Source organism: Pseudomonas sp. P5_A2_2 (assembly GCF_054177685.1).
Map to the genome: position 1 here is coordinate 1 of NZ_JBGCUL010000958.1, position 1,673 is coordinate 1,673.

Sequence of the window (1,673 nt, forward strand, 5' to 3'; positions counted from 1 at the left end):
CACTGATGGTTGACATCCTGGAACGGCGACCACTGCCAGGGCCCACTGTGCTGGAAGCCGACGAAGGTTGTGTGGATCTGCATGATGCACAGGATGGCGTGACCGTCGTCATCGAAAACCCCAGGGCTGATAAAGGTGAACTGATTTACCTGAGATGCGACGGGGAGAAATTCAATCACTGTAACGAGCGCAAAATAACCAGAGACACTGCGGGCGAGCCGTTGGTGTTCATCGTTCCCTACCGGTTCTGGAGGGAGCATCGAGATTGCGCGATCCGTGTTTCCTATTCAGTCGAGTACCTTGACGGCACCCGCCAGCAATCCGCAGTGACACGGGTTCAAGTGCAGTCCCTGATGGGGTTTTGATTGCCATTTGCCCTCCAGTCTTCCCATGAAGGCCGGAGGGCGAAAGGATGATGCCAATTATCGGGCGTTGTTTGATGCCCGCAGCCGATCTGCCGCATCAAGCAACAGTCGTTCTGTCCCGGTCCAGCCGAGACAGCCATCGGTCACTGACACACCGTATTGCAATGACGAACTCAACGGCTGGCAGCCCTCGAACAAATGGCTCTCGATCATCATGCCGATCAGCGAACGATCACCTTGCAGGCGTTGTTCAAGTACATCCTTGAACACGGCTGGCTGGTTCAACGGGTTTTTGCCGCTGTTGGCGTGACTGCAATCGACCATGATACGAGCCGGAATCTTGAGCCTGGTCAGGTCGCTGTTCACCTGGGCAACGCTGGCGCCGTCGTAGTTCGGCCCGCGATGGCCGCCGCGCAATACCAGGTGAGTGTCCGCATTGCCCGGTGTTTGAATGATCGCCGGATGTCCTTGGCTATCGACACCGAAATGGCGATGGGGGTGAGCCGCGGAGCGCATGGCGTCGCTGGCGACACCGACACCACCGTCAGTCCCGTTCTTGAACCCTACAGGCATGCCCAGGCCGCTGGCCATTTCCCGATGGATCTGCGACTCCGTCGTGCGTGCACCAATTGCCACCCAACTCAGCAGGTCGTCGAAGTAACCGGCGGCCATCGGTTGCAGCAGTTCGGTGGCCACGGGCAAGCCCAGGCGGAGCATCTCGCGCATCAACTCACGTGACAGCGTCAGGCCACCGGCCATGTCATCGCTGCCATCGAGGTGCGGGTCGTAGGCCAGGCCTTTCCAGCCAACCGTGGTACGGGGTTTTTCGACGTAGGCACGCATCACCAGCAACATTTGATCGCTGACTTCGGCGGCGAGGCGGGCAAGGTTGTCGGCGTATTCGAGGGCTGATTTCGGATCGTGTATCGAGCAGGGGCCGACGATGACCAGCAGACGGGAATCTTCACCGTTGAGGATCGCGCGAACCGCCTGACGGTGGGCGGCAACTTGCTGGGTCAGGACGTTGCTGAGGGGTAATTGCTGTTTGAGTTGCAATGAACTGGGCAGACGCAGGGTCAGCGCTTCATTGGCAGGGCTCATGGTGGACAGCGGCAGTGCGCAGACGGACGAATTCATATTCAAGGCTTCCTGGGCAGGTGGCGGGTTCGTGCCCGCGCGCTCGGCCCTACTGGGGTGTTCGACAATTGGCCGGATTGGCTGCGTGTGTGTGCTTGCCACCTGTGGGTGACCGATCGGAGGCGGCAGGCTGTCCCGAGCGGAGGGTGGTAAATCGCCAGGCGGTAAAAC

1 protein-coding gene and 1 pseudogene are annotated in these 1,673 nt (G+C 59.7%); one reads left to right on the forward strand and one right to left on the reverse strand.

Features of this window, described 5'->3' with window-relative positions; genetic code table 11:
• Window positions 1-365, forward strand: a pseudogene (locus tag ACXRVY_RS27755) (hypothetical protein); the annotation flags it as partial.
• 57 nt (window positions 366-422) lie between these two features.
• Here ACXRVY_RS27755 and ACXRVY_RS27760 read toward each other — a convergent pair.
• On the reverse strand, window positions 423-1,502 hold the full coding sequence (locus tag ACXRVY_RS27760; protein WP_457265945.1) for a 3-deoxy-7-phosphoheptulonate synthase: 1,080 nt from the start codon (window positions 1,500-1,502) through the stop codon (window positions 423-425).
• Between the last annotated feature and the right edge of the window lie 171 nt (window positions 1,503-1,673).